15 protein-coding genes are annotated in these 13,163 nt (G+C 51.0%); all 15 read right to left on the bottom strand.

Annotation, left to right across the window (positions count from 1 at the left end):
- Nucleotides 1-116 precede the first annotated feature (116 nt).
- Nucleotides 117-662 (bottom strand): GNAT family N-acetyltransferase, encoded by a 546-nt coding sequence (locus ACNA6I_RS19330; protein ID WP_251528954.1) that lies wholly within the window; start codon nt 660-662, stop codon nt 117-119.
- Entirely contained in the window at nt 659-1,630 is a 972-nt protein-coding gene (locus tag ACNA6I_RS19325) for a Gfo/Idh/MocA family protein (RefSeq protein ID WP_416313990.1), read from the bottom strand. Before ACNA6I_RS19325 ends, ACNA6I_RS19330 begins: the two co-directional genes overlap by 4 nt.
- Before the next feature lie 106 nt (nt 1,631-1,736).
- A complete protein-coding gene (locus tag ACNA6I_RS19320; protein ID WP_048007666.1) occupies nt 1,737-2,609 on the bottom strand; it encodes a YitT family protein in 873 nt (290 codons plus the stop codon).
- A gap of 155 nt (nt 2,610-2,764) precedes the next feature.
- A complete protein-coding gene (locus tag ACNA6I_RS19315) occupies nt 2,765-3,205 on the bottom strand; it encodes a cell wall hydrolase (protein ID WP_048007667.1) in 441 nt (146 codons plus the stop codon).
- 135 nt (nt 3,206-3,340) lie between these two features.
- A complete protein-coding gene (gene rpiA / locus ACNA6I_RS19310; RefSeq protein ID WP_197082268.1) occupies nt 3,341-4,012 on the bottom strand; it encodes a ribose 5-phosphate isomerase A in 672 nt (223 codons plus the stop codon).
- Nucleotides 4,013-4,048: 36 nt separating this feature from the next.
- Nucleotides 4,049-4,975, bottom strand: coding sequence for an ABC transporter permease (locus ACNA6I_RS19305; RefSeq protein WP_416313989.1), 927 nt, complete (start codon nt 4,973-4,975; stop codon nt 4,049-4,051).
- Nucleotides 4,972-5,832: an ABC transporter permease subunit gene (locus ACNA6I_RS19300; RefSeq protein WP_416313988.1), complete on the bottom strand. Its 861-nt coding sequence runs from the start codon at nt 5,830-5,832 to the stop codon at nt 4,972-4,974. Before ACNA6I_RS19300 ends, ACNA6I_RS19305 begins: the two co-directional genes overlap by 4 nt.
- An 87-nt stretch (nt 5,833-5,919) precedes the next feature.
- Nucleotides 5,920-6,252, bottom strand: coding sequence for a hypothetical protein (locus ACNA6I_RS19295; RefSeq protein ID WP_048013530.1), 333 nt, complete (start codon nt 6,250-6,252; stop codon nt 5,920-5,922).
- Nucleotides 6,253-6,402: 150 nt separating this feature from the next.
- Complete coding sequence (tkt, locus tag ACNA6I_RS19290; RefSeq protein ID WP_416313987.1) at nt 6,403-8,406, bottom strand: transketolase; 2,004 nt, start codon at nt 8,404-8,406, stop codon at nt 6,403-6,405.
- 67 nt (nt 8,407-8,473) lie between these two features.
- Entirely contained in the window at nt 8,474-9,163 is a 690-nt protein-coding gene (gene alsE, locus ACNA6I_RS19285; RefSeq protein WP_048007676.1) for a D-allulose 6-phosphate 3-epimerase, read from the bottom strand.
- Nucleotides 9,164-9,189: 26 nt separating this feature from the next.
- Nucleotides 9,190-10,281 carry a PTS fructose transporter subunit IIC gene (locus ACNA6I_RS19280; protein ID WP_048013532.1) on the bottom strand — a complete coding sequence of 364 codons (1,092 nt, stop codon included), beginning with the start codon at nt 10,279-10,281 and terminating at the stop codon, nt 9,190-9,192.
- A 98-nt stretch (nt 10,282-10,379) separates the two neighbouring features.
- Nucleotides 10,380-10,835: a fructose PTS transporter subunit IIA gene (locus ACNA6I_RS19275; RefSeq protein WP_231593228.1), complete on the bottom strand. Its 456-nt coding sequence runs from the start codon at nt 10,833-10,835 to the stop codon at nt 10,380-10,382.
- Between the two features lie 14 nt (nt 10,836-10,849).
- A complete protein-coding gene (locus ACNA6I_RS19270; protein WP_048007678.1) occupies nt 10,850-11,167 on the bottom strand; it encodes a PTS fructose transporter subunit IIB in 318 nt (105 codons plus the stop codon).
- On the bottom strand, nt 11,164-11,610 hold the full coding sequence (locus ACNA6I_RS19265; protein ID WP_416313986.1) for a PTS sugar transporter subunit IIA: 447 nt from the start codon (nt 11,608-11,610) through the stop codon (nt 11,164-11,166). The genes ACNA6I_RS19270 and ACNA6I_RS19265 overlap by 4 nt, the downstream gene beginning before the upstream one ends.
- Nucleotides 11,600-13,090, bottom strand: coding sequence for a BglG family transcription antiterminator (locus ACNA6I_RS19260; protein ID WP_416313985.1), 1,491 nt, complete (start codon nt 13,088-13,090; stop codon nt 11,600-11,602). Before ACNA6I_RS19260 ends, ACNA6I_RS19265 begins: the two co-directional genes overlap by 11 nt.
- Between the last annotated feature and the right edge of the window lie 73 nt (nt 13,091-13,163).

The raw sequence follows: 13,163 nt of genomic DNA, 5'->3' as shown, positions 1-13,163 counted from the left end.
AAAGACGGTCCGGTTTCCATTGTGGAAGCCGGACCGTCCTTATTTCATCCTGCCATTGATATTATGCCTGACTGTCTATAAAACTAAACTCAAACCATGAGAGTGCTCTCAACCTCTTAAAATACTATCTGATCTCGAACGGACCGCTTCCAGATCAAATGATCCATGCCTTCACCCCAGTAATCGGTAAATCCATGATCGGGGTCACCGAACCGTTTCTTCCATACTGCCTGCGCACGCGCATACCCACTATCGAGACAAAATGTCTCAACACCCCTTCCAAGAAGGATCAGAAGCATGGCATTCACCATCAGGGAACCGACACCCCTTCCTTGATGATCCGGGTGCACGAACACCGTCCCGACTTCAGGGATACCCCTATAGGCACCATTTGTCAAATCCATGATCAACCTACTTGCCGGTCCGTATTCGATGGTTCCGATGATCTGGGTGTCCCTTTCCACGAGTAGGAAAAAACGCTCCTTCCCCTGCCTTTGGAGAAGGGACTTCTTGTAACGGATCTCCTCTTCCAGATCGTCCACCAGGTGATCGATGCCTTCTTTTCGATAGGTGTCCTCGATGACCAGACGGAAGAACCCGTGAAGGGCTTCACGATCCGTTGGCTCAGGTGTCCTGATGACGATACCGCGCTGAGCGCTCACTCAAAGTCGTAGGTGAGCCCCCACTGCCTGCGGGCCTCATCCATCAGCTCCATGACCTGTTCAGACAATGGCAGCGTCCAGTTCTCACCTTTGGTCACGACGAGTTCATTCATCGCTTCGACTTCATACTGAAGCGCCTTGCCTTCCACTCCCGCTTCAATCGTCTCGACTGACCCATCCTTTGTATAGGTGATGGTCGCACGATCCGCTCTCGGGAATTCGTCCACGGTGATATATCCAAGATCACCTGCGACAATGCCGCGCTTCGGCATTTTAGCCCGCATGGCCAGGCTCACGACAGCCATCTCATCGTCTTCATTCTTCAACACGATACCCGACTGCTCATCTACACCGGTCTCATGCTTCTTCACCGTCGTCAGCACCTCTGTCGGCTGACTGGATAAGAAGAAACGGGTGAAGGAGAGGGCATAGGTGCCGATATCGAGCATGCCTCCCCCGGCAAGATCCGGATTGAAGAAGCGGTTGGTCGGGTCATTTTCTTTGCAGCTGCCGAATGTGACGTTGACCATATTCACTTTGCCGATCTTCCCGGCATCGACGATTTCACGCAGCTTTTGATACAGCGGCATATGATAGATCGTCATGGCCTCCGCCACCACCAGTCCTTTCTCAGCGGCAAGGTCTGTGATCTCCTTCAGCTGCCTGCCGTTCATGGTGATCGCCTTCTCACAGAGCACATGCTTCCCGTGCTTCAGGGCGTTCATGATATATGTATAGTGAACACTGTGCGGTGTGGCGACGTACACGATGTCGATGCCATCATCCGCAAGCATGCTCTCCACGTTTTCATACACGTTCTCGACGCCATGCTCCTCTGCGAATGCTTTCGCCTTTTCCACTTTTCTCGCCCATACGCCTGCGATGTTCCCGTTCACTTCCAGGATTGCTTTGGCGAAGCTCGATGCAATGCCTCCAGGACCAAGGATACCCCAATTCGGTTTTGTCATATGTGGAAACCCCTCTCTTTTTCCTATCAGTATACCCCTTTCCCCCGTAACAGTCGAAGAATACGAAAAGGCCCCTCCCAGGACAAAACCGGGAGGGGCCTTTGGATCAATGGATATCGTTCTTCCTGAAGTTACCGCCCTTCACTTCCGCGACATCATAGATGGTCACGAACGCAGAAGGATCGATATCGGAGATGATCTCCTTCAGTTTACTTTCTTCCAGACGGTTGATCACGCAGGTGATTTCCATGAATTTTTCATGAGAGTAGCCACCGTACGCTTCCTTATACGTAGCACTTCGCCCAAGCCGGTCACGAATGGTTTCGACCATGAGCTTCGGTTCCGATGAAATGATCTTGAACGTCTTGGAGCCGCTGAGCCCCTCTTCGACGATATGGATCACCTTTGATGCGATGAAGTAGGCAATCGCCGACAGGATCGCTCCCTGCAGACCGAAGACGGTTGAGACGAAGATGAAGACGAATAGATTCAAGAACAGGATGAAATCACTCGTACCGAACGGCAGCTTGCGCGACAGGAGGACGGCAAGCATGTCGATCCCATCCAGGGCTCCACCGTTACGGAGCGCAAGCCCCATCCCGAAACCGAGGATGATTCCCCCGACGACCGTGACGAGCAGTGTATCCCCGTCGATGATTGCCGGAATGTGGTGCATGAGGCTTGTCCCAATCGCAAGCGATGCAATCCCGATAATGGAGAAAATGGCAAAACTCTTCCCGATCTGCTTATAGCCCAACCAGACAAACGGGATGTTGATGATGGCGATCAGAATCCCAAGCGGCATATTGCCGAGCTGGGAAAGGACGATGCTGATCCCCGTAACGCCCCCATCGGACACGTTATTCGGAATCAAAACGGTCTCAAGTCCATAGGCCGCAATGAATCCGCCGAGGACCACCATCAGCCCCCTGATCAGTAAAAACAACTTGCTGCGGTTCTTCTTTTTCACTTTATTCATGCTGAAATACCTCATTCTAAAAAATTTACTTCCTAAAGTTTAACATACTTTTGCTATGTATTAATAAGGATAGGTCTTCCTCTTCAGTTTAGGCGAATCGGCAGATGATTTATACAAAAAAAGAACCTCCTGCCGTTCAGGAAGTCCTCTATTTGTCATCCTCGATACACGCTGGCGCACGTATTGGCTTTCGGTTCATAGTAACAATGGTTCTTATACTGTCCGGCCAAAGGCTGATCATACCACGTCGGGGGACATGGGGCATACGGGTTGAAATACCAGAGGGCATACTTCCCGGGATGCTGCCGCCAGTAATCAAGATTCTGCTTCGCGAGCCGCTTTTCCACCGATCTTGCCCGGTTGTAAAACAGATTCCCCTTCTGTACGGCCTCAAACGAATAGTTATTGCCCTGCACCTGGAAAATGACTTGTTGAATCGTCCGTACATCCTTGAAATCAAGACACTCTGCCACAGCCCGGTTCACGATGACATTCCCCACGTACAGCATGCCCTGCTTCCCTTCCCCTTCGGCTTCCGCCCGCATCATCCTCGCCATGAGGGCCACATCTGAATCCTTATACTTTACTCTTGGCATATTCTTCACCTCAGGATAGTGTATGAAAGAAACATGGGTTGTTGTCACTATGAATGAAGAATGATGTGGGCTTTTGCGGGGAGGACTGCCGCTATGCCTGCAGAACCCATTGATCCCATAAGTTTCCCAGCCCCTTCAGACTCCATGCTTTGTCATTTCGCGAATACCGGACTCACTCGCCACCACTGCCTTTGTCACGACGGATGTGAACAGGGAGACATCGAGCACTCCGGCCAGTCCTTTCAACCGTTCTTCCAGTCTTACACTATCCTGACTTCCCTTCACGTACACATCCAAAAGCAGATTCCCGCGATCTGTCATGACGGGACCATCTTTATCGCTGCTCATGCGGATCTCGACCTTCTCTGCATCCGAGAGCTGGTGCATCACAAAGGCCAGAGCCTGCGGAATCACCTCAAGCACGACCGGATGTTCATACGTCAGTTCCTTCACCACTTTTGATTCGTCAACAAGAAGTATGTACTCGTTGGCCATACTTGCCACCAATTTTTCATCGGTATGGATGCCTCCGCCGCTCTTCAGGGCATGGAGATGAGCGTCCACCTGATCGCATCCATCAAAGGCTACATCCACTGCAGAAGCTTCCGACAGCGGAATGACCGCCAAGCCCACTCCCTCGCATTTCCGCTTCGTTTCCCATGAAGGCGTGACCACCTTGATATCGAGCTGTTCTTCTTGGATGAAGCGGATGAGGTGAGCGATGGTGCTGCCCCCGCCCAGTCCGATCACTGTGCCGTTTCCTATGTATTTCAGTGCTGCTTTGGCGCATTTCATTTTGATGTCCATGATGTCCATTCCTTTCCGTTACGTTTCGTTTCTATTCTATAGCGAAGACCGCGTTCCCGTCTTGCTATTGATCCGTTTCAGCAGGGTTTGAGCGGCAATGATCGTCGCCGTGTAAAATCCTATGGGCACAAGCGGAATCCACGGATGGGACACGATATACCGGAAGTTCGCTCCAATCAACCCCGACCACTCCTGGCTGATCGATTCAATCTCGGGACCATTCGGACCCATGAATACCATGGTACCTCCAAAGAAGAGGCCAAGCACCCCCAGATGAAGGAAGATGATCAGCGTCTGGACGAACTGCTGGATGAACATCACCCCTGATATAGGCAGGAGATGCGGTATGATATGGCGCCACATCTGATGCCCCTCCGATCCCCCCAGTACCCTGGCCGCGTCCATGAACTCCCTCTCCTTGATCCGTTTCGTCTCTTTCGCCATATAAAAGGAGAGGGGTGGCAGGACGAGGATGACCAGGATCAGCACCTCAAAACCGGCCCGCACATAAAAAGGGACAGGGGTCGTACCACTCGATATCAAGAGAACGGATTCCAAAATCACAAATGCCACCATCGTGAGGGGCAGGATGGAAAAACTATCGAATAACGCCTCAAGCTTCGCATACAGCCACCTCGGAACATACGTCATGACCATGCCGATCCAAAAGGCGAAGAATGTCCTCAAGAATGCAATCAATATCGTGATCCCGATGCTCCACTTGGCTCCCTCTATGGCCCGTCCGAGAAGGTCATACCCCTTCTCATCCGTCCCTAATAAAAACTCCTTCGACGGAGGGAATGGAGGAGCCGAAATGGTTCCGTCCTCCCCCTTCAGCAAGACGGTTTGGCTTACGTCTCCATCGTTCCAAAAGGTATTGCCGAGACTCGCGAAAACAAGCAACAAGAGGAATAGCCCCGACAGGATGGCACCTCCGTCCCTTCTCCACCTCTTCCACATCATCCTCCACGCCTCCATTCTCCCGGAACCGCCCATTCAAATAGGTGAAATAAAAGATAGATGGGCACGTAAATCAGTAGCAGTGCCACTGTGAAAACCTCCGTCGTGGGATAATCCTTGATGAACCAGGAAATGCCCGGAACGTTGAACAGCACTTCCACCAGATACAAGTTTGAAAGGATGAACCAAAGATGATGCCTTATGTAATACACTGTGCTTACCACCACATTCCTGAGCACATGGTGGTTCAGGATCGCAGGAGGAGAGATTCCCTTCGCCCTTGCCAGTACCACATAATCCTTTTCTATCTCCTGACCGAATCGAAGGATCAGCAGTTTCAGGAACATAAGCATCGTGGGGATTGCCAGGCTGACCACCGGCAACATGACCGCCCGCTCCCCCTGGACCGTCGCTACATTTGCTACGTTAAGCCCCGTCTCCTTGAACACGTAGATCACCAGAAGCTGCGTCCCGATCATGAACAGGATATCCGGAATCCCGTCCAGCACCCGAAGGCCGAACGCAATCCCTTTCCTGCTCCACCCAGGAAGCAAAAAATAAACGAACACGATGAACAAAGCCACCGCGAGCGCTGCCAAAAGAGAAAGCAACAAAATCAAGCCCGATTCCCCCATATGAATAAAAACTTGGGGGAAGATCGGCTTTTCCAGACCAGCCATCCCTCCATAGACTGCAGGCTTCAATCCGACAAGCACCAGGATCACCTCTTTAATGGACCGTATGTATCCTGAAAAAGAGAGGTTCATCTGATTGAACAGGGCCGGGATTGATCCCAGGAGGATGATGCCGAAAAGGGAGAGAAGGAGATTGAATAGTTTAGATGATAGGTGTTTAACCATAGGCACCCCTTGGGTTATTCCATATTTTTCTTGTTTTCTATTCTATCATAAAGAACAAAACTCTTGTAAACAGAAAAAAGCCGGGCGTTATACCACGCCCGACTTCTTCGCATCGGCAACCGCCCGCTCCACATCTTCTACCCACTGACCTGCCTTGTTCACGACATACTGTACCTCAAGACCGCTCTGCAGCGTCACCTTCAAACCGTTGTTCAGCAAAGGGATGCCAAGCAGTCTATTGCGCACGCGCTCCACCGATGCAACTTCCTTTAAAAGTACCGCTGTCTCTTCTTTTTGAATATTGATGGCGTGGGGCTTGTGATGGAGCATGTTCTCATCGAGGTAAAGCTTGCCTCCCACCCCTTCCTTGCCTTTCAACATATTTGCGAAGCCTTCTCGGATATAGACTGGTTCAGTCATTGGGCATCGTCCTTTCTTGAATGGGTTTGGGGTTATTTTCTCATATTCTAGTAGCTGTTTCACATCATACCCAATATTTGTTTAATGAAACGTTTAAATAGATGAAAACCCACCTGGAGTTCCAGGTGGGTTGCACTTACTATACGATTTTTAAAGTCCCTTGAATGTCTCTACAATATTCTCAACCGTAAACCCATATTCCTCAAGCAGACGTTCCGCAGGGCCCGATGCACCGAATCCATCAACGGTTACCGTCTTCCCCTTTTGACCGGTGTACTCCCGCCAGCCGAAGGAAGAGCCGAGCTCGATTCCAAGGCGTGCTGTCAGATGGCTTGGTAGCACGCTCTCCCTATACGCTGCGGACTGACGCTCAAATAGATCCCAGCTCGGCATGCTGACGACGGAGACGTGGATGCCCTCGTCTGCCAATGCATGCTGTGCTTTGATGGCCAATGATACTTCCGATCCGGTTGCGAGCAGCAGTCCTACCGCTTCGTTTTGAGCTGGCGAGACGATATAGGCCCCCTTACTCACCCCTTCATCCACTTGTTCCTGATCAAGATCAAGAGTCGGGAGATCCTGACGGGTCAGCACGAGTGCCGTCGGGTGATCCTGGCTTTCGAGTGCCAGGCGCCAGGCCGCGACAGTTTCCTTCGCATCGGCGGGTCTGATAACCGAGATCCCAGGCATGGCGCGCAATGCCGCCAGTTGCTCGACGGGCTGGTGGGTGGGACCGTCCTCACCGACAGCAATACTGTCATGCGTGAACACGTACGTCACCGGCAGCTTCATGAGCGCGGCCAAGCGGATGGCCGGACGCAGGTAATCTGAGAAGACGAAGAATGTGGCCCCGAAGACCTTCACGCCTCCGTGAAGGGCCATCCCATTCAGAGCTGCCCCCATGGCGAATTCCCGTACGCCGAACCAGATGTTCCGGGCCGCATACCCGTCCAGGGCGAAATTCTTCTCTGATGAGATTAGGGTCTTATTCGAACCGGCCAGGTCGGCAGATCCCCCGATGAGCTCAGGAATGGAGGACGCCGCTGCATTCAAGATGGCCCCTGAAGAGGAACGGGTAGCCATCTTCGAACCGGCATCAAAAGGAGGGAGCGATGCCTTCCAATCGTCAGGCAGTTCGCCTTTCACCGCACGCTCCAACTGAGAGGCAAGCTCGGGATAGGCTGCCTTGTACGATTCAAATCGCTCGTTCCATGTGGCCTCTTTTGCTTTGCCTGCTTCCATCATCCCGGCGAAATGCTTCTCCACTTCTTCCGGAACAAAGAATGGTGCGTCGGCATCCCATTGATAGGCTGCCTTCGTTTGCTTCACTTCTTCTTCCCCGAGGGGCGCCCCGTGACTCGCAGAGGATCCGGCTTTATTCGGGGATCCAAAGCCGATGATCGTTTTCACCTCGATTAAAGTAGGACGGTCCGTATCCGCCTTTGCCTCTTGGATGGCTGCCTGGATGGCGTCTACGTCATTGCCATCTTCCACCCGCACCACATGCCATCCATATGACTTGAATCGATCTTCTACACTTTCGGAGAATGATAGATTCAGGTCGCCGTCCAGCGAGATGTCATTGGAGTCGTACAGGACGACGAGCCGGCCAAGCTTCAGGTGACCAGCCAGGGAAGCGGCTTCAGCCGATACGCCCTCCATCAGGTCCCCATCGCCGCATATGCTATAGGTATAATGATTGATCACGTCGTAGTCTTCCCGATTATACGTGTCGGCGAGATGCCTCTCTGCCATCGCCATCCCGACGGCCATGGCGATTCCCTGTCCAAGTGGGCCGGTGGTCGCTTCCACCCCCACGGTATGACCGAATTCGGGATGACCCGGTGTCTTGCTCCCCCACTGACGGAAGTTCTTCAGCTCATCCATGGTCAGCCCGTAGCCGAATAGGTGGAGCATGCTATACAGAAGGGCCGATCCGTGTCCTGCCGATAAAATGAAACGGTCCCGGTTGATCCAATCGGGATTGGCAGGATTCATTTCCATCTCCTTCGCCCAGAGCGTGTAAGCCATCGGGGCTGCCCCCATGGCGATTCCAGGATGTCCGGAGTTCGCCTGCTCGATGGCGTCGATGGCTAATGTCCTGATTGTATTGATCGTCAATGTATCAATTGTCTGCTTCGTTTGAAGTGTCATATTCGTTCGCTCCTTTATGTCTTTTTCGCATAATGAAAGGGTTGAGAATGATCCCAACCCCCACACATTATGATAGGACCTTCTGCGTCATATCTTCATAATCCTGGCACATCGTTTTCCATGATGTTTCGATATCTTCGCTCAGTCCGAATAATCCGCTCCGTCCGACAATGTAAATATCCGGACCGGCCGCATCGATCTTCTTGAAGGTCTTCCTGCTTGAAGAACCGTCCATTTCGATCACATATCGATAACCCTTTTCTTCCCTTAGCTCCCTTAATGCCACGATCTTATCGAGGGTGCTGTCGATGAAACGCTGACCCGCGAAACCGGGATCGACGGTCATGATGGTGATCTTATCCACAAGATCGATATAAGGGAAGATCGTGTCGATCGGCGTCTCCGGATTCAGGACGACGCCTGCTTTCAGTCCCGCATCCTGGATCTGGTCAATCAGACGGAAGGCAAGACCATCGAGAACTTCTGCGTGCATGCAGATCCACTCGCATTTCAGATCGACCAGCTGCTGCACCCAAAAACTTGGATTGGTCACCATGAGATGCGCTGACAATGGAAGATTGCTGATCTTGCGCACCTCCTGGATGAACCACGGTGATAACGTGATATTGGGAACATAGTGCCCGTCCATGATGTCGATGTGATACGAGCCCACGTGGTCATTGAGGAATGTGATCTGCTCTTTAAATTGATCCAGGTCCATCGTCATGAGCGATGGGGAAAATTCTACTTTTTTCATTTATATTTCCTCCACTTCTCTATGAATCAAATGATTTTAATATCGTCGAGATCGATGTCTTCTTCCTCCACTTCGATCTGTTCATCTTCTTTTACATTTTTCTTAAGCAGTGCCAAGGCAACACCCGTTACCAATACGTTGACGAGAATGGCCACCGCTCCTGTCCAAGGCTGGGACATGGTCGGAAGCATCAGTACACCGCCGAACGGTACCGTTGCATCGGCCCCGAGGACCATGGTGACCGCTCCTCCGGCAGCACCCCCGATGGCGACAGCCGTCACACAGCGGACGATGTCGTTCATGACGATCGGGATGACACCTTCGACAATGTTGATGACACCCATGGGCACAGCCGATTTCAACGTTTCCACTTCTGAACGGGTGTAGATGTTCTTGCCGAACAATTTCGCAATGAAGAAGGAAAGTCCAAATCCGATCGGCGTAGCCGTATTGACCAGTTGAAGCGCCGTGATCGGTCCGTTAATCCCCTCTGCCTGCATCGTAAGTACAAAGGCAAAGACGGTCTTATTGATCGGTCCGCCGAAATCAACACCGCTCAAGAGTCCAACCACACCCCCGAATACCAATAATGAAGAAGTGCCGAGACTGTTAAGGGCGGTGGTGAGGAGCGACGTGAACGCAGCAATCGGTATTCCGATCACATATACCATGATCAGTCCGCCGATGATGGATGTGAAGAACGGAACGATCAACGTAGGCATGAGCCCTTTCGCCCACTTTGGAACATTGATATGTTTGATCAGTGCTACTGCTAAAAATCCGGATAAGAAGCCTCCAAGAATTCCTCCGATAAAGCCTGCGCCGATGGCATTAGCCGTCAATCCGATGATGAAACCCGGTGCGATCCCCGGCTTACCGGCAATCGAATACGAGATCCCCGTGGCAATGACGACGGGAAGGAGCCCAAGTCCTGCGCCACCCATGGTCGCAAGCGCGTCCCAGATAGAGAATTCACCTTGTACGAGGGACCCCTGTGCCGTGCCCCCGAATCCCATACCGATCGCAATCAGGAAGCCCGCTCCACACACGATCGGAATCAGATAGGAAATCGCCGTCAACAGGTGACCCTTCAGATTTAATTGTTTTAGTTTACTCATCTTTCTTCCTCCTACGATCAAATCGTCGATTTTGACATTCAATCTCAGCAACTAAAAAACAGCCAACCTATCAGTAAAACTTCAGATGTATCGCCTCTCTAGCCGCACAGCGCCTCTTTTACGTCCTCGGCATTTTCAGACTGCAGCATCTTTTCAATGACCTCGTCATTCCCGAGTTTCCTCGCAAACAGCGATAACAGTTTCAGGTGATTTTGTGCCCCGTCGTTGTCATTGCCGACAGCGAAGAGAATGATTCCTTTGACGCCTTTCCCATCGAGGGTCTCCCACTCGATTTCATCTTGGGTGATTCCGATTGCCACCCCGATCTTCTTGACCGAGTCACTCTTCCCATGTGGGATTGCGATATAATTCCCGATGCCTGTCTGCCCCATCGCTTCCCTTGCATAGATATCCTTCAGGAAATCTTCCATATCGGTGATGTATCCGTTAGCCAGCAACGTTTCCGCCAGTTCTTGAATGGCCTCTTCCTTATTCGTGGCTCTGATGTTTGTGTGAATCGTATTCAAATCGACAATATCCTTTACTTCCATCATGTACGCCTCCCTGTTTATTTCTGTTGGCTGACTACCTCTGCTGCTTTTTGGATAAGTTTATTCGGTGACTTCACGGCGATCTCCGTCGTCACTTGGATGATGCGTTTCCCTTCAAAGCGCTCGCGTCCGGCAATTTTCACATCAGATGCCAAGATGACGATGTCCGCTTCATCAACCTGGTTTTGAGTCAGGGCATTTTCGATCCCGATGGTTCCCTGCGTTTCGATCTGGATCTCATGACCGGCTTTCTTCCCTGCGTTCTCCAGCTTTTCCTGTGCGATATATGTGTGTGCAATTCCGACTGTGCATGCTGCTACTCCTACGATTTTCATTGTGATTCCTCCCTATTCGGTATGATTTTATTAATGAATGCTGCTTCTTCTTCCGTCTCAAGAAGTTCGTTGAGATGGTCTTCATCTGCCAAAGTGCGTGTGAAACCGATGAGCTCTCTTTTTATCGTAGCGCTTTCATTTCGTTTCAATAAAAGTACGATCACTAACTGGATTTTTTCAATTCCTGCTTCCCATCGGATCGGTTCAGCCGGACGGATGACAATAATTTGACTCTGGTCCAGTTGGTCGCTCTCGATATGGGGCATGACGACGTGCTCTGCAATCTGGGTACTGCCCACCTTCTCCCGGTCATGGAATGCCTGGAGCAGATGATGCCGGGTGGACGAATCGGTCGATGCGTGATCGGCACAAAAGGAGTAGACTGCTTCCCGTGATGCCAACACAGATCGGAAATGAACCTGATAGAGTGAGTTAGTGGCCACGCTGGATCACCTCGATCTTTGCCTGCAGTCGTTTCTGATCATCGGCTGTAAACATGGCGCTGACCAGTAGGGACGGGATCGGTACTTCTTCGGTGATCTGAACCGTACTCAAGATCAGATCGGCATCGGCATAGTTCTCCTGAATCATCCGGATATTGCGTGATGCGATCACATCGACGATCTCGAGTTCAGGGAACTTCTTCGCCACCTTCGCCTTCAACAGCTCGGATGTCCCGATCCCCGTCGTGCACATGATCAAGGTTTTAAGCGGTCGATGATGCTGACCGGTTTCAAGGGCCTTGGCAAAATACAGGGTGATGAACCCGATCTCATCGTCGTTGATGACCGGCAGCTTAAACGTTTCACTCACCATGCAGGACACTTTTTTCACTCCGGTGAAGACATCTTCATACGTGCTCTCGATCTGACTCAATAGATTGTTCTGCACCCGGATTTTATGCGCCAGGCGATTCAGCATGGGCTTGATATGATTGGCAAGATCGATGAACATGGCCTTGTGATCAAACTCGATACCCACTATGCTGCTCATATGATCAATATAGGCATTCGTCACGTCCATTACCTCTGGTGAAAACGTGGACGTGATGGATAGCGACCCCTGCATGCGGGATGACACCAGATACTGATAGAGGAAGTAGATTTCACTGTCCGGCAAAGGCGTATGCAGGTACTTCTCGATGTGCTCGATCGTCTTTCTTGCAACCGGATACAAAAGATCGTTCATCATCGTATCCATTTCTTCTTTTGAAATGGTGCCGGAGAACATCCGGGTTGAAACCTTGCGTGAGCGGCTCAGTAAAATATACAAGTGAGAGAAAATGTTCACGTTATAGGGATAAGGGATCGTGATCTCCAGGTCCTCTTCAATCTTCCTCAGCTGATCCAGTATGAATAACACGTCATACTGATTGAATTGAAGCTCCTGATTCCTCTTCAGATCATCCAGGTCGATGGTGTTGAAGATCTCGATGGTGTCTTTAAGGGCCTTCCGGATATTGACCTCATCCCCCAGGATCGCCAATGTCCGCCTCTTCCGCTCCAGGACCAGATGATACTTCTTCAGCTCTTCGCTCATCATCTGCTCATCATGGAATGTAACCGATTCGCCTACATAGTAATGGCTGAACAAGTGATACACATTGATCGGGGTGGGCGACGATAATAATAACTCTCCCATGATCCGTTTTCGTCTCTCCTGAGGAGTGAGCTGTCCTTGCTTCGGGTTCGCCAGGTGCTTCTGATACGCGATGAACTTCTCGTAATCCAGTCGGTAGCCCCTTCCCCGCTCAGACACGATCAGTGGTTCCCCATCGCATTCTGCATTAATTTTATTTATCAACCGATAAACGGTCTTCTGTGAAACATTCAGTACTTCAAGGAGATCCTTCGATGTAACATACTCCTGCTTTTTTGAAAGATAGCGTAATAGATCTTGTTCATAACTGACTTTTGAACTCATCTCCTTACCTCCTTGTTTTTATGGTAACGCATACAACGGCCAATGATTCTCTGAAAAGTGACCGTTGCAACGG

It is taken from the genome of Rossellomorea sp. FS2, from assembly GCF_047915635.1.
GTDB lineage: Bacteria > Bacillota > Bacilli > Bacillales > Bacillaceae_B > Rossellomorea > Rossellomorea marisflavi_A.
The sequence above is the reverse complement of the archived record's forward strand: the minus strand, read 5'-3'. Positions and strand labels throughout refer to the sequence as shown.

Excerpts from the sequence above, each read along its gene's own strand:
- ACNA6I_RS19325 (WP_416313990.1), bottom strand. The coding sequence starts at position 1,630 with ATGACAAAACCGAATTGGGGTATCCTTGGTCCTGGAGGCATTGCATCG.
- ACNA6I_RS19320 (WP_048007666.1), bottom strand. The coding sequence starts at position 2,609 with ATGAATAAAGTGAAAAAGAAGAACCGCAGCAAGTTGTTTTTACTGATC.
- ACNA6I_RS19315 (WP_048007667.1), bottom strand. The coding sequence starts at position 3,205 with ATGCCAAGAGTAAAGTATAAGGATTCAGATGTGGCCCTCATGGCGAGG.
- rpiA (WP_197082268.1), bottom strand. The coding sequence starts at position 4,012 with ATGGACATCAAAATGAAATGCGCCAAAGCAGCACTGAAATACATAGGA.
- ACNA6I_RS19305 (WP_416313989.1), bottom strand. The coding sequence starts at position 4,975 with ATGATGTGGAAGAGGTGGAGAAGGGACGGAGGTGCCATCCTGTCGGGG.
- ACNA6I_RS19300 (WP_416313988.1), bottom strand. The coding sequence starts at position 5,832 with ATGGTTAAACACCTATCATCTAAACTATTCAATCTCCTTCTCTCCCTT.
- ACNA6I_RS19295 (WP_048013530.1), bottom strand. The coding sequence starts at position 6,252 with ATGACTGAACCAGTCTATATCCGAGAAGGCTTCGCAAATATGTTGAAA.
- tkt (WP_416313987.1), bottom strand. The coding sequence starts at position 8,406 with ATGACACTTCAAACGAAGCAGACAATTGATACATTGACGATCAATACA.
- alsE (WP_048007676.1), bottom strand. The coding sequence starts at position 9,163 with ATGAAAAAAGTAGAATTTTCCCCATCGCTCATGACGATGGACCTGGAT.
- ACNA6I_RS19280 (WP_048013532.1), bottom strand. The coding sequence starts at position 10,281 with ATGAGTAAACTAAAACAATTAAATCTGAAGGGTCACCTGTTGACGGCG.
- ACNA6I_RS19275 (WP_231593228.1), bottom strand. The coding sequence starts at position 10,835 with ATGATGGAAGTAAAGGATATTGTCGATTTGAATACGATTCACACAAAC.
- ACNA6I_RS19270 (WP_048007678.1), bottom strand. The coding sequence starts at position 11,167 with ATGAAAATCGTAGGAGTAGCAGCATGCACAGTCGGAATTGCACACACA.
- ACNA6I_RS19260 (WP_416313985.1), bottom strand. The coding sequence starts at position 13,090 with ATGAGTTCAAAAGTCAGTTATGAACAAGATCTATTACGCTATCTTTCA.